The sequence below is a fragment of the Mesocryomonas lacus genome, from assembly GCF_055730105.2.
This window is the reverse complement of the sequence record NZ_JBUZWF020000002.1, coordinates 68,258-94,429: the sequence shown is the minus strand read 5'-3', so window position 1 is coordinate 94,429 and position 26,172 is coordinate 68,258. Positions and strand designations below refer to the sequence as shown.

General features: G+C 69.1%; 22 protein-coding genes. 13 read left to right on the top strand and 9 right to left on the bottom strand.

All coding sequences use genetic code 11. The annotated features are described in order from the left end of the window. Nucleotides 1-14: 14 nt before the first annotated feature. From hutU to hutI, 3 genes are read right to left on the bottom strand one after another with little or no spacing between them, the layout of a single operon-like run. Nucleotides 15-1,694 carry a urocanate hydratase gene (gene hutU, locus ACZLZQ_RS05555; RefSeq protein ID WP_472948525.1) on the bottom strand — a complete coding sequence of 560 codons (1,680 nt, stop codon included), beginning with the start codon at nucleotides 1,692-1,694 and terminating at the stop codon, nucleotides 15-17. Between the two features lie 41 nt (nucleotides 1,695-1,735). Beyond that, nucleotides 1,736-3,295, bottom strand: coding sequence for a histidine ammonia-lyase (gene hutH / locus ACZLZQ_RS05550; protein ID WP_472948524.1), 1,560 nt, complete (start codon nucleotides 3,293-3,295; stop codon nucleotides 1,736-1,738). Further along, on the bottom strand, nucleotides 3,292-4,518 hold the full coding sequence (hutI, locus tag ACZLZQ_RS05545) for an imidazolonepropionase (RefSeq protein ID WP_472948523.1): 1,227 nt from the start codon (nucleotides 4,516-4,518) through the stop codon (nucleotides 3,292-3,294). Before hutI ends, hutH begins: the two co-directional genes overlap by 4 nt. A 93-nt stretch (nucleotides 4,519-4,611) precedes the next feature. On the opposite strand from hutI, the gene ACZLZQ_RS05540 reads away from it, so the two are divergent. The 6 genes from ACZLZQ_RS05540 (at nucleotide 4,612) to hutC (ending at nucleotide 10,166) form a co-directional block, all read left to right on the top strand. After that, nucleotides 4,612-5,973: a formimidoylglutamate deiminase gene (locus ACZLZQ_RS05540; RefSeq protein ID WP_472948522.1), complete on the top strand. Its 1,362-nt coding sequence runs from the start codon at nucleotides 4,612-4,614 to the stop codon at nucleotides 5,971-5,973. Between the two features lie 363 nt (nucleotides 5,974-6,336). Continuing rightward, complete coding sequence (locus tag ACZLZQ_RS05535; protein WP_472949194.1) at nucleotides 6,337-7,152, top strand: transporter substrate-binding domain-containing protein; 816 nt, start codon at nucleotides 6,337-6,339, stop codon at nucleotides 7,150-7,152. Between the two features lie 75 nt (nucleotides 7,153-7,227). After that, complete coding sequence (locus tag ACZLZQ_RS05530; RefSeq protein WP_472935301.1) at nucleotides 7,228-7,869, top strand: amino acid ABC transporter permease; 642 nt, start codon at nucleotides 7,228-7,230, stop codon at nucleotides 7,867-7,869. After that, a complete protein-coding gene (locus ACZLZQ_RS05525; RefSeq protein ID WP_472935300.1) occupies nucleotides 7,866-8,534 on the top strand; it encodes an amino acid ABC transporter permease in 669 nt (222 codons plus the stop codon). Before ACZLZQ_RS05530 ends, ACZLZQ_RS05525 begins: the two co-directional genes overlap by 4 nt. Nucleotides 8,535-8,560: 26 nt before the next feature. Beyond that, nucleotides 8,561-9,352: an amino acid ABC transporter ATP-binding protein gene (locus ACZLZQ_RS05520; protein WP_472949193.1), complete on the top strand. Its 792-nt coding sequence runs from the start codon at nucleotides 8,561-8,563 to the stop codon at nucleotides 9,350-9,352. A 70-nt stretch (nucleotides 9,353-9,422) separates the two neighbouring features. Next, nucleotides 9,423-10,166, top strand: a complete 744-nt coding sequence (gene hutC, locus ACZLZQ_RS05515; protein WP_472949192.1) for a histidine utilization transcriptional repressor HutC — start codon at nucleotides 9,423-9,425, stop codon at nucleotides 10,164-10,166. A gap of 10 nt (nucleotides 10,167-10,176) precedes the next feature. On the opposite strand, the gene ACZLZQ_RS05510 is transcribed toward hutC, so the two are convergent. Beyond that, nucleotides 10,177-11,730: an HAL/PAL/TAL family ammonia-lyase gene (locus ACZLZQ_RS05510; RefSeq protein ID WP_472948521.1), complete on the bottom strand. Its 1,554-nt coding sequence runs from the start codon at nucleotides 11,728-11,730 to the stop codon at nucleotides 10,177-10,179. Between the two features lie 279 nt (nucleotides 11,731-12,009). Here ACZLZQ_RS05510 and ACZLZQ_RS05505 point away from each other — a divergent pair, with 279 nt between their 5' ends. Beyond that, complete coding sequence (locus ACZLZQ_RS05505) at nucleotides 12,010-12,870, top strand: helix-turn-helix domain-containing protein (protein WP_472935298.1); 861 nt, start codon at nucleotides 12,010-12,012, stop codon at nucleotides 12,868-12,870. On the opposite strand, the gene ACZLZQ_RS05500 is transcribed toward ACZLZQ_RS05505, so the two are convergent. After that, nucleotides 12,871-13,800: a fatty acid desaturase gene (locus ACZLZQ_RS05500; RefSeq protein ID WP_472948520.1), complete on the bottom strand. Its 930-nt coding sequence runs from the start codon at nucleotides 13,798-13,800 to the stop codon at nucleotides 12,871-12,873. 307 nt (nucleotides 13,801-14,107) lie between these two features. On the opposite strand from ACZLZQ_RS05500, the gene ACZLZQ_RS05495 reads away from it, so the two are divergent. Next, the gene (locus ACZLZQ_RS05495; RefSeq protein WP_472948519.1) at nucleotides 14,108-14,965 is read left to right on the top strand and encodes a phosphate/phosphite/phosphonate ABC transporter substrate-binding protein; all 858 of its coding nucleotides are present in this window, start codon (nucleotides 14,108-14,110) and stop codon (nucleotides 14,963-14,965) included. A gap of 100 nt (nucleotides 14,966-15,065) precedes the next feature. Then, complete coding sequence (locus ACZLZQ_RS05490) at nucleotides 15,066-16,223, top strand: TDT family transporter (RefSeq protein WP_472948518.1); 1,158 nt, start codon at nucleotides 15,066-15,068, stop codon at nucleotides 16,221-16,223. Between the two features lie 30 nt (nucleotides 16,224-16,253). On the opposite strand, the gene ACZLZQ_RS05485 is transcribed toward ACZLZQ_RS05490, so the two are convergent. Continuing rightward, on the bottom strand, nucleotides 16,254-17,132 hold the full coding sequence (locus ACZLZQ_RS05485; RefSeq protein WP_472948517.1) for a LysR family transcriptional regulator: 879 nt from the start codon (nucleotides 17,130-17,132) through the stop codon (nucleotides 16,254-16,256). Next, the gene (locus ACZLZQ_RS05480; RefSeq protein WP_472948515.1) at nucleotides 17,129-18,142 is read right to left on the bottom strand and encodes a GlxA family transcriptional regulator; all 1,014 of its coding nucleotides are present in this window, start codon (nucleotides 18,140-18,142) and stop codon (nucleotides 17,129-17,131) included. The genes ACZLZQ_RS05485 and ACZLZQ_RS05480 overlap by 4 nt, the downstream gene beginning before the upstream one ends. An 80-nt stretch (nucleotides 18,143-18,222) precedes the next feature. Between ACZLZQ_RS05480 and ACZLZQ_RS05475 the strand changes: the two genes are divergently transcribed. The 4 genes from ACZLZQ_RS05475 to ACZLZQ_RS05460 are packed head-to-tail and all read left to right on the top strand — an operon-like array spanning nucleotide 18,223 to nucleotide 23,401. After that, a complete protein-coding gene (locus ACZLZQ_RS05475) occupies nucleotides 18,223-19,476 on the top strand; it encodes a sarcosine oxidase subunit beta family protein (RefSeq protein WP_472948513.1) in 1,254 nt (417 codons plus the stop codon). Nucleotides 19,477-19,531: 55 nt separating this feature from the next. Then, complete coding sequence (locus ACZLZQ_RS05470; RefSeq protein WP_472948512.1) at nucleotides 19,532-19,825, top strand: sarcosine oxidase subunit delta; 294 nt, start codon at nucleotides 19,532-19,534, stop codon at nucleotides 19,823-19,825. After that, nucleotides 19,822-22,806 (top strand): sarcosine oxidase subunit alpha family protein, encoded by a 2,985-nt coding sequence (locus tag ACZLZQ_RS05465; RefSeq protein ID WP_472948511.1) that lies wholly within the window; start codon nucleotides 19,822-19,824, stop codon nucleotides 22,804-22,806. The genes ACZLZQ_RS05470 and ACZLZQ_RS05465 overlap by 4 nt, the downstream gene beginning before the upstream one ends. Continuing rightward, entirely contained in the window at nucleotides 22,799-23,401 is a 603-nt protein-coding gene (locus tag ACZLZQ_RS05460) for a sarcosine oxidase subunit gamma (RefSeq protein ID WP_472948510.1), read from the top strand. Before ACZLZQ_RS05465 ends, ACZLZQ_RS05460 begins: the two co-directional genes overlap by 8 nt. Nucleotides 23,402-23,499: 98 nt before the next feature. Here ACZLZQ_RS05460 and ACZLZQ_RS05455 read toward each other — a convergent pair whose 3' ends face one another. Both ACZLZQ_RS05455 and ACZLZQ_RS05450 read right to left on the bottom strand, forming a co-directional pair. Beyond that, a complete protein-coding gene (locus ACZLZQ_RS05455; protein WP_472948509.1) occupies nucleotides 23,500-25,065 on the bottom strand; it encodes an amino acid permease in 1,566 nt (521 codons plus the stop codon). Between the two features lie 311 nt (nucleotides 25,066-25,376). Next, nucleotides 25,377-26,081: a hypothetical protein gene (locus ACZLZQ_RS05450; protein ID WP_472948508.1), complete on the bottom strand. Its 705-nt coding sequence runs from the start codon at nucleotides 26,079-26,081 to the stop codon at nucleotides 25,377-25,379. Nucleotides 26,082-26,172 lie beyond the last annotated feature (91 nt).

Here is a 26,172-nt window from a genome sequence, read left to right as displayed (position 1 = left end):
CCCGCCCTCCTCGCTCAGCCTAGAATGCCCGGCAGGTTCAGCTGCATCTCGCGGGCGCAGTCGAGCGCGGTCTCGTAGCCGGCATCGGCATGGCGCATCACGCCGGTCGCCGGGTCGTTCCACAGAACGCGCTCCAGCCGCCGCGCCGCGTCGTCGGTGCCATCGGCGACGATCACCATGCCCGAATGCTGCGAGAAACCCATGCCGACGCCGCCGCCATGGTGCAGCGAGACCCAGGTGGCGCCCGAGGCGGTGTTGAGGAGGGCGTTCAGCAGCGGCCAGTCGGAGACGGCATCCGAGCCGTCCTTCATCGCCTCGGTCTCGCGGTTCGGCGAGGCGACCGAGCCGGAATCAAGGTGATCGCGGCCGATGACCACCGGCGCCTTCAGCTCGCCGTTGCGCACCATCTCGTTGAAGGCGAGGCCGAGCTTGTGGCGGTCGCCGAGGCCGACCCAGCAGATCCGCGCCGGCAGGCCCTGGAAGGCGATGCGCTCGCGCGCCATGTCGAGCCAGCGGTGCAGGTGCGCATTGTCCGGCAGCAGCTCCTTCACCTTGGCGTCGGTCCTGTAGATGTCCTCGGGATCGCCGGAGAGCGCCGCCCAGCGGAACGGGCCGATGCCGCGGCAGAACAGCGGGCGGATATAGGCTGGCACGAAGCCCGGAAAGGCGAAGGCGTTTTCCAGCCCCTCGTCCTTGGCGACCTGGCGGATGTTGTTGCCGTAGTCGAGCGTTGGGACGCCCGCGTCCCAGAAGGCGACCATCGCCTCGACATGAATCCGCATCGAGGCGCGCGCGGCCACCTCCACCGACTTCGGATCGCTTTCGCGCGCCGCCTTCGCCTGCTCGACCGTCCAGCCGACCGGCAGATAGCCGTTGCGCGGATCGTGCGCCGAGGTCTGGTCGGTGACCATGTCGGGCCGCGGACCGCCTTCCTTCATCCTCTTCACGAGTTCCGGGAAAACCTCCGCCGCATTGCCGACGAGACCGACCGATTTAGCCTCGCCGGCCTTCGTCCACTGGTCGATCATTGCCAGCGCCTCGTCGAGCGTCTGGGCCTTCGCGTCGACGTAGCGGGTGCGCAGGCGGAAATCGATGCGGGTCTCGTCGCACTCGACGGCGAGACAGCAGGCGCCAGCCATGACGGCGGCAAGTGGCTGGGCGCCGCCCATGCCGCCGAGGCCGCCGGTGAGGATCCATTTGCCCTTCAGGCTGCCGCCATAGTGCTGGCGGCCGGCTTCCACGAAGGTCTCGTAGGTGCCTTGCACGATCCCTTGCGTGCCGATGTAGATCCAGGAGCCGGCGGTCATCTGGCCGTACATGGCCAGCCCCTTCTGATCCAGCTCGTTGAAATGGTCCCAGGTCGCCCAGTGCGGCACGAGGTTGGAATTGGCGATCAGCACCCGCGGCGCATCCGCATGCGTGCGGAACACGCCGACCGGCTTGCCGGACTGGACGAGCAGCGTCTCGTCCGCCTCCAGCAGTCGCAGCGCCGCGACGATCTTGTCGAAGTCATCCCACGTCCGCGCCGCCCGGCCGATGCCGCCGTAGACGACGAGCTCCTGCGGGTTTTCGGCGACGTCGGGATCGAGATTGTTCATCAGCATGCGCAGCGGCGCCTCGGTCAGCCAGCTCTTGGCGGTGAGCGTGCTGCCGTGATCGGCGCGGATGGTGCGGGTGTTGTCGATGCGGGTCATCGGGCGATCCTTGGGCTCAGGCGGGCGGAACGGTGGTGCGATCAGGCGCGGGGGTCGACGGAAGGCAGCGCCATCGGCGCGACGGCTTCGGCCAGCGCGCCTGATCGCACGATGTCGAGGGCCGCCGCGATGTCGGGGTGGAAATGCCGGTCGTCGTCGAGCCGCGGCACCCGCGCCCGGATCAGCCCGCGCGCCGCCTCCAGCGGAGCGCTCGACGTCAGCGTGCCGCCGAGGTCGCAGCCTTGCGCGGCGGCGAGCAGCTCGATGGCGATGACGCCAAACGCGTTCTCCGCCATGCCCGGCAGCCGCCGCGCGCCGTGCGCGGCCATCGAGACGTGGTCCTCCTGGTTGGCGGAGGTCGGGATGGAATCGACGCTGGCGGGATAGGCCTGCTGCTTGTTCTCCGAGACCAGCGCCGCGGCGGTGACCTGCGGGATCATGAAGCCGGAGTTGAGGCCGGGCTTCGGCGTCAGGAAGGCCGGGAGGCCCGACAGCGCGGGGTCGACCAGCATGGCGATGCGCCGCTCGGCGATCGAGCCGATCTCGCAGATCGCAAGCGCGATCATGTCGGCGGCAAAGGCCACCGGCTCGGCGTGGAAATTGCCGCCGGACAGCGCCTCATCGGTATCGGCGAAGATCAGCGGGTTGTCGGAAACGCCGTTCGCCTCGATCGCCAGCGTCGTCGCCGCCTGGCGCAGCACGTCGAGCGCCGCCCCCATCACCTGCGGCTGGCAGCGCAGGCAATAAGGATCCTGCACCCGCGGATCGTCGGTACGGTGCGCCGCGCGGATCGCCGAGCCGTCCATCAGGGCGCGCAGCGTCGCCGCCGTCTCGATCTGCCCGCGGTGGCCGCGCAAGGCGTGGATGCGGGGGTCGAACGGCGTGTCGGAGCCGCGCGCGGCATCGGTCGACAGGGCGCCTGAGACGAGCGCCGAGCGGAACAGAAGCTCCGCCTCGAACAGGCCGGCGAGCGCGTTGGCGGTGGAGAACTGCGTGCCGTTGAGGAGCGCGAGGCCCTCCTTGGCGCCGAGCACCAACGGCGAAAGGCCGGCATCGGCCAGCGCCTGCATTGCCTCCACTTCCACACCGTCAACGATGAACGCCCCGACGCCGATCATCGCCGCGGTCATGTGCGACAGCGGCGCGAGGTCGCCGGAGGCGCCGACCGAGCCCTGACACGGCACCACCGGCGTCAGACCCTTCACCAGCAGCGCTTCCAGCAACGCAATCGTCGCCGGCTGGACGCCGGACGCCCCTTGCGCCAGCGAGGCGAGCTTCAGCGCCATCATCAGCCGGGCGATCGGCACCGGCATCGCCGCGCCGATGCCGGCGGCATGCGACAGCACGATGTTGCGCTGGAGCGTTTCGAGCTCGTGATCGCCGATGCGCACGCTGGCGAGCTTCCCGAAACCGGTATTGATGCCGTAGACCGGCTCGCCGCGGGCGAGGATCCGCGCCACCGCGGCGGCTGAGGCCTCGATGCCCGGCAGGCAAGCCGGATCGAGCCGCGGCACGGCGCCCCGGTAGATCGCCCGCCAGTCGTCGAGGGTGGCGGAACCGGGCGTCAGGACGAGCCCCGGCGTCGATACGGGTGTGGTCACTGGCCTCTCCAGATGCGTTGATGAAGCGGGTTGAAGCCCATGCGGTAGACGAGTTCGGCCGGCCGCTCGATGTCCCAGAGGCAGAAGTCGGCGCGCTTGCCGGCCTCCAGCGTGCCGGTCTCGTGTTGCAGCCCCAGCGCCTTGGCGGCTTCGCGGGTGACGCCGGCAAGGCACTCCTCGACGGTCATGCGGAACAGCGTGGCGGCGAGGTTCATCGTCAGGAGCAGCGAGGTCAGCGGCGAGGTGCCGGGATTGCTGTCCGTCGCCAGCGCGACCGCGACGCCGTGCTGGCGGAACAGGGCGAGCGGCGGCAACTTGGTCTCGCGGATGAAATAGTAGGCGCCCGGCAGCAGCACCGCGACGGTCCCGGCCGCAGCCATCGCCGCGGCGCCGGCATCGTCGGTGTATTCGAGGTGATCGGCAGACAGTGCCTTGAAGCGGGCGGCGAGCGCCGCCCCGTGGAGGTTGGACAGCTGGTCGGCATGGAGCTTCACCGGCAGCCCGAGCGCCGTCGCGGCGGTGAAGACCCTCTCCATTTCTTCGGGCGAAAACGCGATGCCCTCGCAAAAACCGTCGACGGCATCGGCGAGCCCTTCCGCGGCGATCGCCGGCAGCATGGCGCAAACGGCATCGATATAGGCCGCCTTGTCGCCTTCGGCCTCGGGCGGCAAAGCATGCGCGCCGAGGAAGGTGGTGCGGATGTCGACCGGCCGCTCCTGCCCGAGCCGGCGCGCCGCGCGCAAGAGCTTTTGTTCGTTGGCAAGATCGAGGCCATAGCCGGACTTTACTTCGGCGGTGGTGACGCCTTCCGCCAGCAGCGCATCGAGCCGGCGCAGCGACTGCCGGACGATCTCGTCCTCGGACGCCGCGCGCACCGCCTTCACCGAGGAGACGATGCCGCCCCCGGCCCGCGCCACTTCCTCGTAGCTCGCACCGGCCAACCGCTGCTCGAACTCGCGCGCGCGGTCGCCGGCATAGACGAGGTGGGTGTGGCAGTCGATCAGGCCCGGCGTGATCCAGCGCCCCTCGGCGTCGACGACCTCGGCGCCCTCAACCATGTCCGCCGGCAGGACCGCCGCCGGCCCGGCGTAGAGAATGCGCTCGCCCTCGATCGCCAGCGCGCCGTCCTCGACGAGGCCGAGGCCATGTCCTGCCATCGTCGCCAGCCGGGCATTGCGCCAGAGACGGCGACGGGAGGGCGCGTTTGCCTGATCGTTCGGCATGGGGAACACTCGCTCAAAAATGTCTCGCCTGCGATCATGTATAGACATATTATGCCCGCACGCAAGCCGCGACGCCGCGGGAAAGGACCTTCGATGACGACGATCCATGCCGAGCATGCCCTTCTCCCCGAGGGCTGGAAAGCCGATGTCCGGCTCGTGATCGCCGATGGCCGCATCGCCGCCGTCACCGCCGGAACCCCGCCCAAGGCCGGCGACGCGCGCACGGCCATCCTCGTTCCGGCCATGCCGAACCTCCACAGCCACGCCTTCCAGCGCGGCATGGCGGGGCTTGCCGAAAGCCGCGGCCCCGGCGTCGACAGCTTCTGGAGCTGGCGCGAGACAATGTACCGCTTCGCGCTGTCGATGACGCCGGACGACGTCGCGGCCGTCGCCGCCCAGCTCTATGTCGAGATACTGGAGGCCGGCTTTGCCCGCGTCGGCGAGTTCCACTATCTCCACCACGACACCGACGGCCGCCCCTATGCCGACATCGCCGAGATGGCCGCCTCAATCGCCGCGGCCGCGTCCGCCACCGGCATCGGCCTGACCCTGCTGCCGGTCTTCTACGCCCATTCCGGCTTCGGCGGCGCCGCGCCGAACGAGGGCCAGCGCCGCTTCGTCAACGGCCTCGATGGCTTCGCCCGCCTACTCGACGGCTGCACCGCGGCGCTGAAATCCTTGCCGACGTCGGTGCTGGGCGTCGCCGCGCACAGCCTGCGCGCCGTCACGCCCGAGGAGCTGGACGACGTCGCCCGCCTTCGCCCGAACAATCCCTTCCACATCCACATCGCCGAGCAAGAGAAGGAGGTCGAGGACTGCCTCGCCTGGTCCGGCCAGCGCCCGGTCGAATGGCTGCTCGCCCACGCCAGCATCGACCGTCGCTGGTGCCTCATCCACGCCACGCACATGACCGAGGCCGAGGCCCGCGGCATGGCCGCGACGGGGGCTGTCGCCGGCCTCTGCCCGGTCACCGAGGCCAATCTCGGCGACGGCACATTCCGCGCCAGCGACTTTCTCGCCGCCGGCGGCCGGTACGGTGTCGGCTCGGATTCCAACGTGCTGATCGGCGTCGCCGACGAGCTGCGCCAGCTGGAATATTCCCTCCGGCTCGATCAGCGCCGCCGCAACGTCCTTGCCGCGCCGGGCGGCTCCACCGGCCGGGCGCTCTTCGACGTAGCTCTCGCCGGCGGAGCAACGGCGCTCGGCGCCGGCCCGGCGGGCCTTCGCGTCGGGGCCGCCGCCGACCTCGTCGCCCTCGATGCCGACCATCCCGCCCTCCTCGGCCGGCAAGGCGACCAGATCCTCGACGCCTGGATCTTCGGCGCCTCGCGCCCCGCGATCGACGCCGTCTGGGTCGCGGGCATCCAGCAGGTCGAGGGCGGCCGCCACCGCGACCGCGACGCCATTTACCGCCGCTTCAAGTCGACGACGGCAGCGCTCGCGGCACGGCACTAACCGGGGCGTTTCTCAAAAGGTCTCCAAGAGCTGCATGGAGTTTCGTCATCCTCGGGGCTTTGCCCCGGGGATCCATGCCGCCGCGTCAAGATACGCTGAACCACGCTACGAAGGCAGAGCCATGGGTCCCCGCGCTAATGCGCGAGGATGACGAAACTGAAAAGTCGAGAATGGTGGGCGAAGCATCGGCCACCCCGAACCGCTGATGAAATTTTTCGCGTTTTTCCATCTGCTCAATGATTGACATCGCCGGTCAGCCCCGCTTGTTATGTCTAGGCTTAATCAATCCATTCCTTCGCCCGATCGCCTGGCCGCTGTGCGGCCCGCGCAACACCGGAGACCGCCATGAACAAACGCTTCCTGATGAAAGCCGTGCTCGGCCTGTCGCTGGCCCTCTCGCTGCCGGCGGTCTCGGCACAGGCCGAGGATGCGCTGGCGCGGGTCAAAGCCGCTGGCGTAATGAAGGTCGGCACCGAGACCGCCTTCGCGCCGTTCGACTTCATCGACGAGGCGGGCGAGCATGCCGGCCTCAACGTCGACCTGTTCGAGGAGATCGGCAAGGAACTCGGCGTCAAGATCGAATGGGTCGAACTGCCGTGGGACGGCGTCTTCCCGGCGCTGGAGGCCGGCCAGTTCGACATGGTCGCGGGCCCCGCCACCATCACCAAGAAGCGCTCGGAGACCTTCCGCTTCCTGTCGCCGATCGCCGAGGCGACCGTCGCGCTGCTGAAGCAGAAGGGCAACACGGCCGTGATGAAGCCGGAAGACATCGCCGGCAAGCTGGTCGGCGCCGGCAAGGCGACCTCGCAGCTCGAGCAGGTCAAGACCTTCGGCGCGACGCTGCCCGGCGGCGTCGAGACGCGCGAATATGTCGGCTTCAACGAGGCCTATGCCGATCTCGCCACCGGCCGCATCGCCGCCGTTGCCAACTCGCTGCCGAACATTGCCTATGTCGCGAGCCAGAAGCCCGACACGTTCGAGGTCGTCCTGCCCTCCTTCGGCACCAAGACCTATTTTGGCTTCATCGGCACCAAGAAGCCCGAGGACGCAGCCCTGCTCGACGCCGTCCAGGCCGCCCTCGTCAAGATCAAGGCCGACGGCCGCATGAAGACCGCGCAGGAGAAGTGGTTCGGCACCGCGTTCGACACGCCGAACGAAGTGCCGACGCCCGCCCTCTGATCATCGCTGCAGGGCCGCGCGGGCTTTACCGCGCGGCCCTTTTTCTGACCGACCGAGCGAGAGGGTCGTAGGCGCATGCCCGCAAAACTGTTCGAGCTGATGCTCTGGGCCGCCGGCTACACCGTCGTCATCAGCTTCGTCTCGATCGCCATCGGCCTGGTGATCGGCATCGGCGTCTGTGCGGCGAAGCTCTCCGCCAGCCGCTGGCTGAGCGTTCCCGCGACCGTCTTCATCAGCTTCTTCCGCGGCGTGCCGATGCTGGTGCAGCTCCTCCTGATCTACAATCTTCTTCCGCTGCTTGGCCTGTCCGTGCCGAGCGTCGTCGCGGCGATCGTCGGCATGTCGCTCTGCACCGCCGCCTATCAGGCCGAGAACCTGCGCGGCGGCTTCAACAGCGTGCCGCGGGGCCTCCTGGAAGCGGCCGAGATGGTCGGTCTTTCGCCCGCGCAGCAGCTGCGCCGCATCCGCGCGCCGATCGCCATTCGCCTGACGCTGCCAGCCCTCGTCAACGAGGCGATCCTGATCCTGAAAGCCTCGTCGCTGATCTCGGTGGTCGGCGTAATCGAGCTGACGCGCATGGCGCAGAACCTCTCCGCCAGCACCTACAAGCCGCTGCTCTATTACGCCGTCGCCGGCGCCTTCTACTTCCTGATCAACTGGGTGGTCTCCTCGGGCGGCCTGGCTCTCGAACGCCGCCTGCGGACGGAGCGCGCATGACCCTCGACGTCGCCTTGATCGGCCAAGAGATGCCGGCGATCCTTGCCGGCCTTTCGGTCACCATCGGCCTCTGGCTTGTCTCCACCTTTCTCGGCCTGATGCTCGGCTTCGTCGTGGCGGCGCTGCGCCGTTTCGGGCCGCGGCCGCTCGACTGGCTGCTGAAGGCCTATGTCGACGTGTTCCGCGGCACGCCCTTCCTGGTGCAGCTGTTCCTGCTCTATTTCGGCGGGCCTTTCATCGGCATCTCGCTCGACCCGATCCCCTGCGGCCTGCTCGGCCTCACCGTCTACGGCGCCGCCTATTTCAGCGAAATCTTCCGCGCCGGCTTCAAGGCGGTGCCGAAAGGCCATGTCGAGGCGGCCGAATGCGTCGGCCTCAGCCAGATGCAGATCCTGCGCCGCATCCTGGTGCCGGAGATGACGGTGCTCGTCCTGCCGCAGCTGGTGAACCTTGCCATCATCCTGATCAAGGAGACCGCGGTCCTCTCGATCATCACCGTTCCGGAGATGACCATGGTGATCTCCGCCATCGGCTCGCAGCAGTATGCCTTTGTCGAGGCGCTGTTCCTGCTCGCCCTCTTCTACTGGGCCCTTGTCGAGATCACCGGCGCCCTCGGGCGGCTGGCGGAAAGCCGACTGTCCAAATTCAGGTTCGCGCATTCATGACCCCCGCCCCATCCGCCGCCGGTGCCGTGGCCGATCCCGCCGTCTCCGTCGCGAACCTTAGCAAGCGCTATGGCGAGACCGAGGTGCTGCACGGCATCGACCTCGAGATCGCCGAGGGCGCGACGACCTGCCTGATCGGCCCGTCCGGCTCCGGCAAGAGCACGCTCCTGCGCTGCATCGCCTTCCTCGAGGAGGCGACGTCCGGCTTCATCACCGTGCACGGCCAGCCGCTGGGCTTCTCCGAAGGGACGGGGGGCAAGCGGGTGAAGCTTCCGGCGCACAACGTGCGCTCGGTGCGCTCGCAGATCGGCATGGTGTTCCAGCAGTTCAATCTCTGGCCGCACATGACCGCGCTCGGCAATGTCTGCGAGGCACTGGTGACGGTGCAGAAGATGTACCGCAAGGACGCCGAGGAACGCGGCATGGAGCAGCTGAGGAAGGTCGGCCTCGAGAACCGCGCCCACCACTTCCCCTCGCAGCTCTCCGGCGGCCAGCAGCAGCGCGTCGCCATCGCCCGGGCGCTGACGCTGCAGCCGCGCATCCTCCTCTTCGACGAGCCGACCTCCTCGCTGGACCCGGAGCTCACCGGCGAGGTGCTGAACGTCATGCGGGCGCTCGCCGAGGACGGGATGACCATGGTCGTCGTCACCCACGAGATCGGCTTTGCCGCTTCCGTGGGGCAGCGCATCGCCTTCCTCGACCACGGCAAGCTCCTCCTCAACGGCACGCCGCAGGACGTGTTCTCCAAGCCGCAGCATCCCCGCCTCCAGCAGTTCCTCGAAACCTATCTGGACAGGGGCGCGGCGACGCTCCTGTGAGGCGCGTCTCCAGCGAGCCCGACAGGACAGTGCCGAGGAAGGAATGCGCCATGGACGCTGCACCATCGACATGACCGCCGCCGAGGTTACCGCCGAAAAGCCGAAGCCGGAATCGCTGCACCAGCGCATTCTCGCCGATATCGAGGGCCGGATCCTCTCGGCGGAATGGCCGCCCGGCCGGCAGATCCCGTTCGAGCAGGACCTTGCCGTCCACTACGGCTGCTCGCGGATGACCGTCAACAAGGTGATGACGCAGCTCGCCGCCGCCGGGCTGATCGAACGGCGGCGCAAGGCCGGCAGCTTCGTGCGGCGGCCGCAATCCTACTCCGCGGTGCTGGAGATCATCGACATCGGCAAGGAGGTCGAGGCGCTCGGCCTTCCCTACCGCTTCGAGATCACCCACGCGCACCGCCGCGCCAGCACCCGGCTCGACGCGTCCCGGCTGGAATTGCAGGCGCCGGCGGAGATGCTGGATATCGTCTGCCGCCATTTCGCCGCCGATCAGCCGTTCTGCGTCGAGGACCGGCTGATCAATCTCGACGTCGTGCCGGACGCGGCTGCGGCTGATTTCACCACGCTTTCGCCCGGTGCCTGGCTGGTCGCGGAAGTCCCGTGGACCATGGCCGAGCACAAGATCCGCGCCATCGGGGCCGACAAGGCGGCGGCCGAGGCGCTCGGCATCGCCGTCGGCACGCCGTGCCTGTCGATCGAGCGCCGGACCTGGCGCACCGACCGGCCCGTCACCTTCGTCCGCCTGACCTATCCCGGCGACGGCCACGAGGTACTCGCCCGTTTCGCGCCGTCGCAGGCTTGAACCGGCCGCGTCAGCTGCCGGCGAGCACCGCCAGCGCGCCGCCGGCGCCCGGCCGGATTGCGGCGCAGAGCGCGACCAGCAGCGCCGGCTCGCTCAGCACCGCGGCGACCGCCTCGGCATCGCGTCCGGGCCCCCGGTCCTCCGTCATCACCGGCACCACGTCCCGGATTGCCGCGAACAGTGCCTGCGTCGCCGGCGCCAGCTGCGGCAGACCGCGGAGGTCGACGGCCTGCGCCGCCGTCAGGGCCTCGATTGCCATCAGCAGGCGGAACAGCACCAGCTGCTCTTCCAGCTTGCGGATGGCGAGGTGGGTGTGCGGCGCGTGGTCCTCGACGCCCTCCGACACCGGCAGCGCATCGAGGCTGGCGGGCATGGCCTTCAGGCGGATCTCGGCGTGGAGGGCGGCCGCCGTCTTCTGCAGCGAGTTCAGCCCGTTCGATGCCCCGCCGACCGGCGACAGGTATTTCGGCAGGCCCGACAGCACCGGGTTCATCAGCTTGGTCGTGCGATAGAAGCTGGCGGTCGCCAGATGTGTCACCGCGATCGCCGCCGTGTCGAAGGCGAGCGCGATAGACGGCGTGTGGAAATTGCCCGACGAGAGAATCAGCCCGTCCTCGACCAGCACAAGCGGGTTGTCCGGCGCGCCGTTGATCTCGGTCTCGACGGCGATGACCGCCGCCTTGAGGCTCGCCAGCATCGGCCCGGTGATCTGCGACAGCACGCGAAAGCTCAGCGCGTCCTGGATCTTGCGTGCGGCGCCGGGTTCGCCGAGAGCGCTGCCGGCGAGGATCGCCCGGAACACCGCGGCTGCCCGCGCTTGTCCCGCTGCCGGACGGGCGGCGGCGAGCCGGGGGTCGAAGATCGCGGGATTGCCGGCATAGCCCTCGAACGACAGCCCGGCAGTGACGCTGGACAGGAGCACGACGTCGGCAAGATCGCGCAGAACCGCCCCGCCGTAGGCGGCGGCCGGCGCGCTGCTGTTGAGGAGGCCGAGCCCGTCCTTCGGCCCGAGCACGGCTGGCGCGAGGCCCGCGGCCGCCAGCGCGTCAGCGGCGGGCGTACGGACGCCGCCGACCCAGAATTCGCCGAGGCCGATCACCGCCGCAGCCATGTGGGCGCAGAGGCCGAGATCGCCGCCGCCGATCGAGCCGCGGCCGGGGATCACCGGGGTCAGCCCGGCATCGTACATCGCCATCACCGCATCAAGCACAGCCGGAGAGATGCCGGCGCCGCCCGTGGTGAGGCCGATGATGCGGCAGAGGAACATCGCCCGCGAGACGGCCTCCCCGAAAGGCTCGCCCATGCCGATGCAGCGGCCGCGCACCACCTGGACCTGGAAAGCATCGATCTCCTCGCGCGACAGGCGGAAGCCGAGATTGCCGCCGAGGCCGGTGTTGAGGCCGTAGATCGGCTCGTCGCCTTCGGCATAGCGGTCGACGATCGCCCGTGCCGCCATCACCCGCGCCCGCGCCGCCGGATCGAGCGCCAGCTGCGCCCCCGGGGCGGAGGCTCGCGCGAGGAAGGCTAGGTCGACCGGTCCGTCGCCGATGGTGAAGATGCTCATGCTGCTGCTCCCTGTCGGCTGTCCCGCGTCGCCTGCTTGGCCGAAGCGGTCCTCCGCAGAACGGCGATGCTGTTTTGGCCGATCGGCGGGAACCGGATGGCCTTGGCGATCGTCGTCGCGCTGCCGGCAGGCATACGACCAGTCGGCGGGCTCCCGCAACTTTGGCACGCCGGCTATGGGCGCATAAGCCACGAACGCTCTCCTCAGGCAGCTGCGCCTGTCCCGTCTCGCTATCCCTTGCTATACTGATCAAACGAACATCTGTTGCGGATTCGAACCATGATCTCACCTGCCGACAAGCCGGCGACGTCCGATCTCTTCCGCCAGCGCCTGCAGCAGGTCATCGCGCGCTCCGGTTTGAACCAGGCCGCCTTCTCGCGCTTCACCGGCGTCGACCGCTCGACGCTATCGCAACTGCTGACGGCCGACAGCCCGCGCCTGCCGCGCGCCGACACGCTGATCGCCATCGCCTCGGCCTGCCGCATCTCGGTCGACTGGCTGCTCGGCCTCACCCAACGCGAGGAGGTGGGCGCCGAGATCATCGAGGCCATGCTGCAGATCGAGCCGCACACCCGCGGCCCGATCGACGAACAGTTCGTGCTCTGGCTGCGCGAGGCCGAGGGCCTGCGCATCAGGACGGTGCCCGAGACCTTTCCGGACTTCCTGAAGACCGAGGACGTGCTGCGCTACGAATACCGCAGCAAGAGTTTCGGCACGCCCGACAATGCGGTGGAGGCGGTCGACGCGCGGCTGTCGGTGATGCGGCGGCCGGACAGCGAGCTGGAGGTCTGCACGTCGGTCCAGGCCTTCGCGACGCTCGCCACCGGCCAGGGCAAGTGGGACGGCCTGCCGCGGGCGATGCGCCGTGCGCAGCTCGAGCACCTCATCGCGCTCTATGCCGAATTCTACCCGAGCCTTCGGATCTACTGCTATACGCTGAGCGAGGTCTATTCGAGTCCGTTCACGGTGTTCGGGGCGAAGCGCGTCGCGCTCTTTCTCGGCAACAGCTACCTCGTCCTCAACTCGGTCGATCACGTCCGCCTGTTCGGCCGGCGCTTCGACGAGCTGATCCGGCTGGCCGTCGTCCAGCCACACCAGATCACCGCCTTCCTGACCGAGTTGATCGGCGAGGTGAAATAGCTAGGCCGCCCGCAGCGCGCGCGGATGCACGACGCTGTCATGCCCGCTGAGAAGGAAGCGGCGGGCGACGTCGACATAGCCGTCATAGACGTGGCCGCCGTTCTCGCGGATCAGCCGGTCGCGGTTCGTGCGGTACCAGGCGGGTATTTCGTACCAGGGCATGGCCGGCCGCTCATGGTGCACGGCGTGCAGATTGTTGAACAGGAAGAGCGGCCCGAGAATCCAGGAATTCTCGACGATCGCCGTGCGCTCGGCAACGCCATCCGCCGCCTTGTGCTCGGCAAAGGAGCGGATCAGGAGGAGCGAGATCGCGGGATAGAGGACGAGACCGAGATAGACCCCGAGCGGAAGTTTGCAGACCTCGACCAGCCAGAACACGACCGCCGCGACGCCGATGAGATGCTCCCCCCAGGCCCGCGCCGCCACCTTGTCGCCCTGGCGCAGCTTCACCGCTTCATCCGCAAAGAAATGCCCGACGGCCCAGACCGGGCCGATCACCAGCCGGCCGAGCAGCGTCTTCTGCAGCTTCAGGAGATAGCGGCCGAATGGGCCGAGCGTCGCAAAATCCTCGGCGGTGACGTAGCGCGATTCCGGATCGTCCAGCGGATCGGTCAGCCGGTCGTCGCAGTGATGGCGCAGATGCGCCAGCCGGTAGGTCTCGTAGGGCATCCACAGAGAGAGCGGGATCACCGCCAGCATCCGGTTGATGGTCCGCGACCGCGTGGGATGGCCGTGCAGGATCTCGTGCTGCAGCGAGGAATGCCAAGCCACCAGCCAGGCGCAGAGCGGCGCAAAGACGAAGAGCGGCATCGACGCGTGGAAGAAGGTCAGGGTGAAGAAACCGCCGTAGATAAATGCCGCCAACGCCACCGTCGGCCACTCCACCCCGCGCCGCGGCGCTGCCCGTCCCATCCGAATCGTTCCACCCATGAATCACACTTTCCCGTGAGGTCGATGTCAGGGTGCAGTGCAAGGGGCAGCGACGCAACGATGATACGGCGACATATCGCGACGTTATGAGCGATCAGGCATCAGTTCTCTCGATTGGTAACCACGTGTATGGTTCACTATACGGTATTGGGTATTCAGACTTCCTCCCGCTCTGGCGCGTCAGCGCCGCGCAAGGCAGCACTGGAGCGGACTTGCCGCTGACGGAAACGGCTGCGGGTCGCGGCTCTTCCGTTTCTTCCGGACGCGCTGGATGGTCCATAACCTAGATCGCACCGGGAACCCGTCTATGACCGTCAGTGCCCCGACTACCCCAGCACCCGCCTGTCCTCCCGCCGCCGCGATTGCCAATGCACGGATGTATGCGGCAACGCCCGCCATCGAGGACGCCTGGCGCGCGCTGCTGGAGCACGTCGCCAAGGATGCCGGCGTGCCACTCGCCTACACCCCCTATCCGGCGCCGGCGCCGATGGACGTGCTCTGGGCCCGTCCCGATCTCGGCTGCGCGCTGATGTGCGGCTACCCCATCGCCCTTGGCCTGTCGCCGGTGGTGCCGATCGCCGCGCCCGTGCCCTCGGCGCCTTGGGCCGCCGGGCGCGCGGTCTACCGCACCGACCTGATCGTCCGGCGCGACGCCCCCTTCCGCACGCTGGAGGACAGCTTCGGCGGTCGCATCGGCTGGACGGTCGAGCACTCGCATTCCGGCTTCAACGCCGTGCGCCACCACCTTCTCGCCTACCGCACGCCGGCGCGCCCGGCGCTCTATGCCGGCTCGGTCGGACCGCTGGTCACCCCGCGCGGTGTGCTCGACGCCGTGCTCGACGGCACGATCGACGTCGGCCCGCTCGACGCCTACTGGCACCTTCTCATTCGCCGCGCCGATCCCTCGCGGCTCGACGGCATCCGCGTCATCGCCTCCACCGAGACCGCCCCGATGCCGGCCTTCGTCGCCGCCGCGGGGGCAGACGCCGCCGCCATCGCCGCCCTTCGCGCCGCCCTCGTCGAGGCCGCGGCCCGCCCCTGGTTCGCCGAACTCGCGCAGCCGCTCTGCCTCGACGGCTTCGCTGCCGTCGACCAGGCGGCCTTTGCCCAAACGCTCAGCTGGGACACCGAAGCACGGGTTGCCGGCTACGACGGGCCGGCGTGAGCACGCACATCGACCAAGGCGAACGATAACAGTTGATCAATCCATTGGATCGATCAAAGACCTGACGATAGGTTTTTCTTGCACGCCAGGAGAGCCGTCCATGTCCGTCCCCTTGTCCATCACCCCCCGCTCCGGCTTTCTCGCCGGGATCAACCGTCCGCTCGAGATCGTCCGCCAGTTCACGCCCAACTGGTTCGCGGTCCCGATGGGAACCGGCATTCTCGGTCTGGCGCTGGCGCAGCTCCGCGGTCTCCATCCGCTGATGCCAGTCCTCGGCGAAGGGCTTTGGATCGCCGCGACGCTGCTCTTCCTCGTCGCCTGCGGCCTCTATGCCGCCCGCTGGATCCTGTTCACGGCCGAGGCCCGGCGCATCTTCGGCCATTCCATCGTATCAATGTATCTCGGCTGCATCCCGATGGCGCTGGCGACGGTGATCAACGGCATCCTCGTCTTCGCCGTACCGCATCTTGGCGCCGTCGCGGTGACTGTCGCGCATGCGCTGTGGTGGGTCGATGCCGCCCTTGCCGTCGTCGTCGGCATCGCCGTGCCCTTCCTGATGTTCACCCGACAGGTCCATTCGGTCGAGCAGATGACCGCGGTCTGGCTGCTGCCGGTGGTGGCCTCGGAAGTCGCCGCGGCCTCGGCTGGCCTCCTCGCCCCGCATCTCACCGATCCGCAGGCGGCGCTCGCGGTGTTGGCGGCCGGCTACGTGCTCTGGGCGCTGTCGGTGCCGATCGCCCTCAGCATCCTGGTGGTGCTGCTCTTGCGAATGGCGGTGCACAAGCTGCCACCGGCGGCGATGGCCGCGTCGAGCTGGCTGGCCATGGGGCCGATCGGCACCGGGGCGCTCGCGCTGATGCTGCTGGGCGGCGCGGCACCCGCGATCTTCGCCGCCAGCGGCTCGGCGCCGCTCGCTGCCGCCGGTCCCGTCGCCGAGGGCATCGGCCTCGTCGGCGGGCTGCTGCTCTGGGGCTACGGCCTCTGGTGGCTGGCGATCGCGCTGCTCGTCAGCGCCCGCCATTTCGGCGAAGGCGTGCCGTTCAATCTCGGCTGGTGGGGCTATGTCTTCCCGCTCGGCGTCTACACGCTGGCGAGCCTGAAGCTCGCCGCGCTCCTGCCGATCCCCGCTCTGCACGGTTTCGGCGTCCTCCTGGTCTGCCTCCTCTCCGCGATCTGGCTCATCGTCGCGGCCCGTACCCTCCGTGGTGCCTGGCGCGGTGATCTGTTCCAGGCGCCTTGCCTTGCGGCTACGCCATAATCGACCAGCCGCGAAGAGGAGAGCGCAGTTTCAGCCGTCCTCCGCCACCGCGGCAAGGAAAGCCGTCGCCGCCCTGCTCTGGTGCCGCCGCACCGGGCGGACCGCGTGGAAGCCGCGCTCGGGCAGCACGATCGGCAGCACCACCAGCGTCCCCGCCCGCACCTGCGCGGAGACGACGAGGCTGGAGAGCAGGCTGATGCCCGCCCCCGCTTCCACCGCCGCCCGCACCGCCTCGTTCGACGGCAGCTCCAGCGCGACGGTGACCGGCGGGACGCCCCAGCCCGCCAGCGCTGCCTCGAGGATGGCGCGGGTGCCTGATCCCCGCTCGCGCATGACGAAGTCCTCGCCGGCGAGATCGCTGGGCTCCACCAAGGAGTGCTGAGCGAGCCGGTGGCCTGCCGCCACCACCAGCGCCAGCCGGTCCACCGCCACGCGCTGCAGCTGCAGCTCCGGCGATTCCACGGCATCCTCGATGAAGCCGAGATCGGCTTCGCCCTCCGCGACCGCGGCGCAGACCCGGCTTGTATTGGCGATGACGAGGGTCGCCACAATGCCCGGATGCCGCTGGCGAAAGCGGTGCATCACCGCCGGCAGGACATAGTTCGCCACCGTCTGGCTGGCGGCGAGCGCCAGCTGTCCGCGGCGCAGGCCGGTGAGGTCGTCGAGCACCAGCGCCGCCTCCTCCGCCCGTGCCAGCACCGCGCGCGCCTCGGCGAGGAACAGCCGGCCGGCCTCGGTCAGCGCGATCCGCCGGCCGATCCGGTCGAACAGTTTCACGTCGTGCCGCTCCTCCAGCGCCGCCACCGCGCTCGACGTCGCCGACTGCGTGAGGTTCAGACGCTTCGACGCCTCGGTCACATGCTCGAGTTCGGCGACGGCGACGAAGATCCGCAGCTGCTCCAGCGTCATGGCGTGCTCCTGTCCGGTGTCCGTTCGCCGCGCGGCGACACGCCGAAACGGTCACGGTAGCTGCGGGAGAAATGACTGGCGCTGGCGAAACCGGTCGCCAGCCCCACCTCAGTCACCGGCAGGCTGGTCTGGCGCAAGAGGTCGCGCGCCCGGTCGAGCCGCAGGCCGAGGTAGAAGCGCTCGGGGCTGGTGCCGAGATGCGCCTGGAACAGCCGGTCGAGCTGGCGCAGCGACAGACCGGCCGAGGCGGCCAGTGCGGCGCGCGAATGCGGCTGTTCCAGCGCCGCCTCCATCCGGACAACCACGTCCTCCAGCTTGCGGTTGACGATGCCGAGCCGGGCGCGGGGCCCCAGCCGCTGGTCGCCGCTCCCCGGACGCACATGCGCCTGCAGGAACCAGTCGCTCACTGCCCGCGCGAGCGCCGGCCCGTGCGCCGCGGCGATCACCGCATGCATCATGTCGAGCGCCGCGACGCCGCCGGCAGAGGTCATCCGCCGCCCATCGATCGCGTAGAGCGAGGCGACAAGCTGCACCGCCGGAAACGCCTCGCGAAACGACGGCGCATGCTCCCAGTGCACCGTCGCCCGCCGGCCGTCGAGGAGGCCAGCCTTGGCCAGAATGTACGGCCCGCCGGAGACACCGCCGACGACGGCGCCGCGGCTGGCCATCGCCCGCAGCCAGGCGAAGGCGGCGGGTTCGTCGTAGACCGTGGGATTGCCGCCGGCGCAGACCAGCACCATGCCGGCATCCTCGCGCGGATCGAGGCCGCCATCGACGGAAAATTCCATGCCGTTCGAGGCCGCGACCGGCTTCCCGTCGATCGAGACGTGCCGCCAGCGGTAGAGGTCCCGCTTCGCCAGCGTGTTGGCCGCGCGCAGCGGCTCCAGTGCCGCGGCATAGGACATCAAGGCGAAGCCCGGTACGAGCAGCAGCGTCACCCGCTCTTCCGTCGGCGAGGATGCCGCCGCGGCAAACTGCTCTTCATTCGCTTTGTTGTCTTTGTGGATCAAAAAAACGGCGCCTCTAGACAAGATCTCGTGCCGGAGTGCCGCATGATGCCAGTCAGCACAAGCACGTTCTTCGGGGGCTCATGCGCTATTCCATCTTCTCGCTGGCGTTGAATGCGCTGAGCGGCCATCGCCGCTGGCAGCCGGCCTGGCGAAAGGCGGCACCGCAAGCGGAATACGACGTCATCATCGTCGGCGGCGGCGGCCACGGCCTCGCCACCGCGCATTATCTCGCACGGAACCACGGGATCACCCGCGTCGCCGTCCTCGAGAAGGGCTGGATCGGCTCCGGCAATGCCGGGCGTAACACCACCATCATCCGCTCCAACTACATGCTGCCCGGCAACTCCGCCTTCTACGAGCTGTCGATGAAGCTTTGGGAGGGGCTGGAGCGGGACCTCGACTACAACGCCATGGTCTCGCAGCGCGGCGTCATCAACCTGTTCCAGTCCGACGCGCAGCGCGACGCCTACATTCGGCGCGGCAATGCGATGATGATGGAGGGGATCGACGCCGAGTTGCTCGAGCGCCGCGACCTCCAGCGCGAACTGCCTTTCCTCGCCTTCGACGATGCGCGCTTCCCCATCAAAGGCGGCCTTGCCCAGCGTCGCGGCGGCACCGCCCGGCACGACGCCGTGGTCTGGGGCTATGCGCGCGCCGCCTCCGACCGCGGCGTCGACATCATCGAGAACTGCGAGGTCACCGGCTTCATGCGCAACGCCGCCGGCGCGGTCACCGGCGTCGAGACCAGCCGCGGCGCGATCCGCGCCGGGAAGGTGGGCATGGCGGTCGCCGGCAACTCCTCGCGCGTCGCCGAAATGGCCGGCCTCCGCTTGCCGATCGAGAGCCACGTGCTGCAGGCCTTCGTCTCCGAGGCGATCAAGCCGTTCATCGACACCGTCGTGACGTTCGGCGCCGGACACTTCTACATCTCTCAGTCGGACAAGGGCGGTCTCGTCTTCGGCGGCGACATCGACGGCTACAATTCCTACGCCCAGCGCGGCAACCTGCCGACCGTCGAGGACGTCTGCGAGGGCGGCATGGCGCTGATGCCGGCGATCGGCCGGGTGCGCATGCTGCGCTCTTGGGGCGGCATCATGGACATGACGATGGACGGCTCGCCGATCATCGACAAGGCGCCGGTCGACGGCCTCTACGTCAATGCGGGCTGGTGCTATGGCGGCTTCAAGGCGACGCCCGCCTCCGGCCATTGCTTCGCGCAGCTGATCGCGACCGACGCGCCGCATCCCGTTGCGAGCGCCTACCGCCTCGACCGCTTCGAGCGCGGCTATACCATCGACGAGAAGGGCCAGGGCGCCCAGGCGAACCTGCATTGACCGGGCGCCGCGACAGCGCCCGCCTCTCCTGTTCCCGTTCCAGGGGAATCCTGACATGCGCATAGACTGTCCCTATTGCGGCCCGCGCGACCTGCGCGAGTTCAGCTTCCTCGGCGATGCCGAGGCCGCCGGAACCGGTCTTGCGGACGCCACCCCGGCGGCCGGGGACGCCCGGGACGCTGGCGCGAACGAGGCGGCGCGGGTCTACCACCGTGCCAATCCCGCCGGCCGGCACCGCGGCCTCTGGTACCACGAGGCCGGCTGCCGGGCCTGGCTCGCCGTCGAGCGCGATACCCGGACGCATGAGATTTTCGCCGTCGAACTCGCGCGACGGGAGACATCGGCATGAGCGGCACACAGGACATAAGCCGGCTTATCACGACCGGCCCCATCGACAGCAGCCGGCCACTCGGCCTCACCTTCGACGGCAAGCCCTATCGCGGCTATGCCGGCGATACGCTCGCCTCCGCGCTGCTGCGGGCCGGCGTCAAACTCGTCGGCCGCTCGTTCAAGTATCACCGCCCGCGCGGCGTGATGACGGCAGGTCCCGAAGAGCCGAACGCGCTGGTCGAGCTGCGCGAGGGCGCGCGCCGCGAGCCGAACTGCAAGGCAACGACAGTCGAGCTCTATGACGGCCTTGTCGCCCGCAGCCAGAACCGCTGGCCCTCGCTCGCCGTCGATGTCGGCGCGGTCAATGGCCTCGTCTCGCCGCTGCTGGTGGCCGGCTTCTACTACAAGACGTTCAAATGGCCGGCCGCCCTGTGGGAAAAGCTCTACGAGCCGGCGATCCGCCGCGCCGCCGGGCTCGGCCGCTCGAGCGGGCTCGCCGACCCCGACGCCTACGAGAAGGCCTTCGCCTTCGCCGACGTGCTGGTCATCGGCGCCGGCCCGGCGGGCCTTGCCGCGGCGCTCGCCGCCGGCCGCGCCGGTGCCCGCACGATCCTCTGCGAGGAGGATTTCGTCCTCGGCGGCCGCCTTCTCGCCGAGCGCGACGCGGTCGACGGCCTGTCCGCCGCAGCCTTTGCGCGCCGTGCGGTGGAGGAGTTGCAGGCGCTGCCGAACGTCACCTTGATGCCGCGCACGGCAGTGTTCGGCGCCTATGACGGCGGCACTTTCGGCGCCCTTGAAAAGGTCTCGGACCACCTTCCGGTCCCCGCCGCCGGCCAGCCACGGCAGCGGCTCTGGCAGATCGTCGCCCGGCGCACGGTGCTCGCAGCCGGCGCCGTCGAGCGGCCGCTGGTGTTTGCCGGCAATGACCGGCCGGGCGTCATGCTGGCATCGGCGGTACGGATCTATCTCCAGCGCTTCGGCATCGTGCCGGGCCGACAGGCCTCGGTCTTCACCAATGGCGACGACGGCTGGCGCACCGCCTTCGACCTCGCCGAGGCCGGCGCGAGCGTGGAAGCGATCGTCGATATCCGTAGCGCGGTCGACCCGGCGCTGGTCGAGCGCGCTGCCCGCCTCGGCGCGCGGATCGCCCTCGGCGGCCGCGTGACGGCGACGCACGGCGGCAAGGCGCTCGGCGAGATCGCCATTACGGGCGCCGACGGCATGACGCGGCGCATCCCGAGCGATCTCCTCGCCGTCAGCGGCGGCTGGAACCCGACGCTCGCCCTCTCGACCCATCTCGGCGGCCGCCCCGCCTGGTCGGACGCCATCGCCGCCTTCGTGCCCGGTGCCGCCCTGCCGACGGGGATGGCCGTCGCCGGCGCTGCCAACGGCACGATGTCGCTCGGGCGCGGCCTGAACGAAGGACATGCCGCCGGCGTCGACGCTGCCCGGAGCCTCGGCTTCGGCGCCGATCCCGGCGATGCCCCGACGGCGGCCGACGAACCCACCGCGCTCACCGCCTTCTGGCACGTCGCCGGCCGGGGCAAGGCCTTCGTCGACTTCCAGCACGACGTCACTGCCGACGACATCGCCCTCGCCCACCGCGAAGGATTTCGCTCGGTCGAACTGCTTAAGCGCTACACGACGCTCGGCATGGCGACCGATCAGGGACGGCTATCCAATGTCAACGGCCACGCCATCATGGCCGAGCTTGCCGGGCGCCCGATCCCCGAGGTCGGCACCACCGTGGCGCGGCCGCCCTATGCGCCGGTGGCGATCGCCGCCTTCGCCGGTCACGCCCGCGGCCGGCAGTTCAAGCCGACGCGCCTCACGCCCGGCCACGCCCATGCCGCCGAGCAAGGCGCCAGCTTCGTCGAGACCGGTCTCTGGCTGCGGCCGCAATGGTTTGCACGGGCGGGCGAAAAAGACTGGCTGGAGACGGTGACGCGGGAGGCGCGGAACGTGCGCGCGGCCGTCGGCATCACCGACGTCTCGACCCTCGGCAAGATCGACGTCCAGGGCCCCGACGCCGCCATTTTCCTCGACCGGCTCTACATCAACGGCTTTGCGGGCCTTCCCGTCGGCCGGGCGCGCTACGGCGTCATGCTGCGCGAGGACGGCTTCGTTCTCGATGACGGCACCACCGCAAGGCTCGGCGCCGAGCACTTCCTCGTCTCGACCACCACCGCCAATGCGGCGCGGATCATGAAGCACATGACCTTCGCGTCCGAAGTGCTGTGGCCGGATCTCGACGTTCAGCTGGCCTCGGTCACCGATGCCTGGGCGGCGATGGCCGTCGCCGGTCCGAAAGCCCGCGCCTTGCTGGAGCAGATGTTCGGCGACGCCGTCGATCTCTCCAACGCTGCCTTCCCCTTCATGGCGGTCGCCGGCTTCGACTGGGCCGGCGTGCCGGTCCGGCTGTTCCGCATCTCGTTCTCCGGCGAGCTTGCCTACGAGGTCGCCGTCCCCGCCGACTACGGCGACGCCCTCTCCCGCCGTTTGATGCAGGCGGGCAAGCCTTTCGGCGTTATGCCCTACGGAACAGAGGCGCTCGGCGTGCTCCGCGTCGAGAAGGGGCACGTCTCCGGCAACGAGCTCTCCGGCACCACCACCGCCGGCGATCTCGGCCTCGGCCGGATGATGTCGGCGAGGAAGGATTTCATCGGCAAGCGGCTCGCCGCGCGCGAAGGCCTCGTCGCCGAGGATCGCCTGCGCCTCGACGGCTTCCGCCCGGTCGATCCCGCTCAGAAGGTGTCGGGTGGCGTCCATTTCGTGCGGACCGGGGCGGCGCCGACGACCGCCAACGACGACGGCTACGTCACTTCCACCGCCTTCTCGCCTGCACTCGGACAATGGATCGGCCTCGGCCTTATCAAGCGCGGCCCGGAGCGGATCGGCGAGCGGATGCGCGCCGTCGATCTTCTGCGCCGCACCGAGGTCGAGATCGAGATCTGCTCGCCGCACTTCGTCGACCCCGAAGGGACGCGCCACCATGCTTGAGCCGCTCGCCCCCGTCTCGGCCTTCGCCGCCCTCGCCCGGCCGAACCCGCCGAGCGGCACCGCCGGCGTCACCGCGGCCGAGCGGCTTGGCCTCGGCCTGGCCACCGTCACGCTGCGGCGCGATGCCCGGCATGCCTTCGCCGACACCCTCGCCTCGGCCCATGATCTGGCGCTGTCCGACGGCCCCGTGGTCTCCGGCGGGAAAGACCTCGCCCTCGTCGGCACGGGCCCGCGCAGTTGGCTCGCCGTCCAGCCGGGCGGTGGCTGGCGTTTCGCCCGCAGCCTCGCCGCAGAGCTCGATGGGATCGCCGCCGTCGCCGACCAGTCCTCCGGCTATGCCGTGCTGCGGCTCGCGGGACCCAGTCTGCGTGCCACGCTCGCCAAAGGCGTGCCGATCGACCTGCACCCCTCGGCCTTCCGGCGCGGCGACGCGGCGGTGACGCTCGCCGGCCATGTCGGTATCGTGCTCTGGCAAGTCGACGCCGCCCCGACCTTCGACGTCGCGGTCTCCCGCAGCTATGCCGCGAGCTTCTGGCACTGGCTGGAAGCGAGCGCGGCCGAATTCGGTCTCGCCGTCGTCCACCAGATCGACTGACCGGGCCGAGCGCCTCTCCCCATACACACAAGAAAACACCCGGGGGTTCGCAACCCCGGGTGTTTTCGTTTCACGGCAGTCCGGCCCGAAGCCGTGGCTCAGTGCGTCTCGCCGACGGCCTTTTCCGCCGCGATGATCGTCGCGCGACGCTTCTCGATCTCGGCGCCGATCGGCGGACCGGCAAAGCGCTTCTGCTCGAAGGCGAACCAGACCACGGCGGCAACGACGAGGAAGCCGAGGGTGATGTAGAGGGCATTGCCGTTCGGCGGCTGGACGCCGAGGACGAAGATCAGCGCCATCGCGAGGATCGACAGCACCGCGACCGCCATGAAGGCGCCGCGGCCGATGCTCCAAGGGCCCATCGCCGGCCATTTGGCCGTGCCGTAGGCGAACAGGCCGCAGGCGATCGGGATGGCGAAGGAGAAGAACAGGAAGATCACCGTGCAGGAAACGACGATCGCATAGGCCGACGCCTCGCCGAAACTGATCAGCGAGGTACCCCAGACGAACAGAACGGAGGCGATCGAGCCGGCCCAGATCGCCGCAACCGGCGTGCGGAAGCGTGGATTGACCTTGGCCAGCGCCCGCGAGGCCGGCAGGCCGCCATCGCGCGAGAAGGCGAAGATCATCCGCGACACCGAGGTCACCGTGGCGAGGCCGCAGAGGAACTGCGAGAGGAAGATCGCGGCGTAGAGCACGTTGCGGATCGCGGCGGGCACCTGGGTGTCCATTGCCCAGAAGAACACGTTCCAGCCCTGCGCGGCCGCCGCATCCATGTCGGGGATCAGCAGCACGAAGGAGCAGAGCATGATGTAGCCGGCAAGGCTCGACCAGAGGACGGCCGAGATCATGCCGCGCGGCACCGAGCGGGCGGCATCGCGGGTTTCCTCGGAGGTGTGGGCCGAGGCGTCGTAGCCGGTGATGGTGTAGATCGGCAGCAAGAGGCCGAGCAGGAAGGCCCAGCCGGTCGAGACCTCCGGCCAGACATTGCCGCCGGCCGCACCGGAGTAGTTGTGGAAGGTGAACAGCCGGGCCACGTCGTAGGATGGCGCAAAGGCAAGGCAGGCCAGCGACAGCGCGATGGCCGTAACGAAGATCAGCGAGCCGGAAAAGTCGGTCAGTTTCGCGGTCAGGCCGATGCCGACATGGTTGATCACCGCCTGCAGGCCGGTGATCACCACGATGAAGCCGATCCGCGTGCCGATCGTGTCTTCCATGCCGAGCATCGGGCCGAAAGAGCCGAAGAAGAAGTAGTAGGTGCCAACATTGATCGCGCCGAGCACGGTGACGAGGCCGAGCAGGTTGAACCAGGCGGTCAGCCAGCCGATGAAGCGGTTTCCAAGGATCGAGCCCCAGTGGTAGAGGCCGCCGGCTGTCGGATAGGCCGAGGCAATCTGTGCCATGGCGATGGCGAAGACGGCGGAGATCAGGCAGCCGAGCGGCCAGCCGATGCCGATCGCCGCGCCGCCGGCGCCAGAGGTCGCCTGCGCCAGCGAGTTGATGCCGCCCGACAGGATGCAGATGATCGAGAAGGAGATCGCGAAGTTGGAGAAGCCACCCATCCGGCGCTCCAGTTCCTGCGCATAGCCCATCGAATGCAGGACCTGCATGTCGGCGTGCTTCTCCTTGTCGGAGTAGCCCCTCGGTTCCACGATATCCGCCATGCTGCCCTGCCTTTGAAGGAGTGAAACAACCGGGCAAGGCCGCGGAGAACCCCTTTTCGGAGACGCTCCTGTTGCCACTTTTTCGCCCGAATTGGATCAAATCAGAGTTATCAGGGGAATCCAAGCGATCTACCGGGGCCATCCGCGGTTACGAGGCGATTTAATCGGCAGTTGGACTCGCTGCCTTTAATGTCATCAGCGAGAACCGGTGACATTTGACCGAATGCTTCTGCCGTCAGTCATTCCGGGAGGCTTGTTGCCTGCGGCAGGCACTTAGCATGCCTGCCGCGAGAGAGGCCGGATTGGCTCCTCTAGCTCTCGCGTTCGCCGGCACGGCGCGGTTCGATCTCGGCTTGCCGCTCGTCGTCGAGTTCGACCTGGTAGGGATCCGCAAGCCGCTCGGGGGCTGGGGCGTCCGCCTCCACCGTGCGATAGCCGAGAGCCTCCTCCTCTGCCCGGTTCACGGGGTCCTGCGCCACGAAGTCGTCGAAGCTGGTGCCACCCGGCCGCGCCGAGGCCGAGCGACCCCGCCGCCGCCCGGCCCGATCGGCGACGAGGCTGGCGCGACCGGTACCGGATGGGCCGGGGCTCGGCGCCGGCACGAACAGCGCCGAGCGGTCGACGCGGCTCTCGCCGGGCAAATGGCGGTCCTGCCGGGCGCTGCCGGGCACCGTCCGCCGGTCGCTCGCACCCACGCCGCGCCATCTGTCGACGCTGGCAGGCGTCTCGAGCGCACCGCGTTCGCCGAGAATATCGCGGACCCGGCCGAGACCGGCAGCGCGCGCCGGCACCGTGACGATATAGCCGGTCCGCTGTCCCTCCTCTGCAATGGCCTCGCGCTCGTCATGCGGCACGAACAGGTCGCCGAGCATCTCGAAAAAGCCCTTGCGGTGTCGCTCGCTGCGCGTGTCGGTGCCTTCGACCAGCATGATCTCATCGCGGGCAACGCCCGCGTCGACGATCCGGGCGATGGCGATCTCGGCGTCCATGCGGCTGCCAAAGAAGGCGGTCAGCATCTGGCTGGGGGGGTATCGGATGGGGACATGGCAGAATCCTCGTGGGGTTGAGAAATGGCGCGGCGTCGTCGACGCCCGCCTGCTGCACTTT

Bases quoted from the DNA above. Each gene is read 5' to 3' on its own strand.
- hutU (WP_472948525.1), bottom strand. From the start codon at position 1,694: ATGACCCGCATCGACAACACCCGCACCATCCGCGCCGATCACGGCAGC.
- hutI (WP_472948523.1), bottom strand. From the start codon at position 4,518: ATGCCGAACGATCAGGCAAACGCGCCCTCCCGTCGCCGTCTCTGGCGC.
- ACZLZQ_RS05540 (WP_472948522.1), top strand. From the start codon at position 4,612: ATGACGACGATCCATGCCGAGCATGCCCTTCTCCCCGAGGGCTGGAAA.
- ACZLZQ_RS05535 (WP_472949194.1), top strand. From the start codon at position 6,337: ATGAAAGCCGTGCTCGGCCTGTCGCTGGCCCTCTCGCTGCCGGCGGTC.
- ACZLZQ_RS05530 (WP_472935301.1), top strand. From the start codon at position 7,228: ATGCCCGCAAAACTGTTCGAGCTGATGCTCTGGGCCGCCGGCTACACC.
- ACZLZQ_RS05525 (WP_472935300.1), top strand. From the start codon at position 7,866: ATGACCCTCGACGTCGCCTTGATCGGCCAAGAGATGCCGGCGATCCTT.
- hutC (WP_472949192.1), top strand. From the start codon at position 9,423: ATGACCGCCGCCGAGGTTACCGCCGAAAAGCCGAAGCCGGAATCGCTG.
- ACZLZQ_RS05510 (WP_472948521.1), bottom strand. From the start codon at position 11,730: ATGAGCATCTTCACCATCGGCGACGGACCGGTCGACCTAGCCTTCCTC.
- ACZLZQ_RS05505 (WP_472935298.1), top strand. From the start codon at position 12,010: ATGATCTCACCTGCCGACAAGCCGGCGACGTCCGATCTCTTCCGCCAG.
- ACZLZQ_RS05500 (WP_472948520.1), bottom strand. From the start codon at position 13,800: ATGGGTGGAACGATTCGGATGGGACGGGCAGCGCCGCGGCGCGGGGTG.
- ACZLZQ_RS05495 (WP_472948519.1), top strand. From the start codon at position 14,108: ATGACCGTCAGTGCCCCGACTACCCCAGCACCCGCCTGTCCTCCCGCC.
- ACZLZQ_RS05490 (WP_472948518.1), top strand. From the start codon at position 15,066: ATGTCCGTCCCCTTGTCCATCACCCCCCGCTCCGGCTTTCTCGCCGGG.
- ACZLZQ_RS05485 (WP_472948517.1), bottom strand. From the start codon at position 17,132: ATGACGCTGGAGCAGCTGCGGATCTTCGTCGCCGTCGCCGAACTCGAG.
- ACZLZQ_RS05475 (WP_472948513.1), top strand. From the start codon at position 18,223: ATGCGCTATTCCATCTTCTCGCTGGCGTTGAATGCGCTGAGCGGCCAT.
- ACZLZQ_RS05470 (WP_472948512.1), top strand. From the start codon at position 19,532: ATGCGCATAGACTGTCCCTATTGCGGCCCGCGCGACCTGCGCGAGTTC.
- ACZLZQ_RS05465 (WP_472948511.1), top strand. From the start codon at position 19,822: ATGAGCGGCACACAGGACATAAGCCGGCTTATCACGACCGGCCCCATC.
- ACZLZQ_RS05460 (WP_472948510.1), top strand. From the start codon at position 22,799: ATGCTTGAGCCGCTCGCCCCCGTCTCGGCCTTCGCCGCCCTCGCCCGG.
- ACZLZQ_RS05455 (WP_472948509.1), bottom strand. From the start codon at position 25,065: ATGGCGGATATCGTGGAACCGAGGGGCTACTCCGACAAGGAGAAGCAC.
- ACZLZQ_RS05450 (WP_472948508.1), bottom strand. From the start codon at position 26,081: ATGCTGACCGCCTTCTTTGGCAGCCGCATGGACGCCGAGATCGCCATC.